Origin of the sequence: Vibrio sp. 10N.222.52.B7, from assembly GCF_041474275.1 — a bacterium.
In the GTDB taxonomy this organism is placed as follows: Bacteria; Pseudomonadota; Gammaproteobacteria; order Enterobacterales; family Vibrionaceae; genus Vibrio; species Vibrio crassostreae_C.
On sequence record NZ_JBFRTU010000347.1, the window covers coordinates 1 to 366 of the forward strand.

Below are 366 nucleotides of genomic sequence, written 5' to 3' on the forward strand. Positions count from 1 at the left end.
GTCTGGGATTTCGTCAAACCACATCACGCCAAATAGAGTCACAAACACCAACCCCGAGTATTCCGCGAGAGCAATTTGGTTTGCTGGCGCTTTTTTATAAGCCACCACCACAAGGGCATGATACCCAAGAACGAATAGGTTGATTGCCATAATCCACCCAACATGACGCCATTCAATCGCCGCCCATGCAGGCAGAGCAAGAGCCAACGCCAGCGGCAGAGTCATTACACTGGTCCAAAATAGTGTCGAGATAATGTGTTGTTCTGCGTGAAGACGTTTGATCAAGATATTGCCGACACCCATAGCGAGCGCGCTGCCTAAGCCTGCAATAGCGGCCCAGTGAAATTGCTCTGGACGCAACACGAT

General features: G+C 50.5%; 1 protein-coding gene. It reads right to left on the bottom strand.

Features of this window, described 5'->3' with window-relative positions; translation table 11 throughout:
- Positions 1 to 366: EamA family transporter (locus AB4512_RS23155; protein WP_372175864.1), on the bottom strand; the 366-nt coding region annotated here is incomplete at both ends.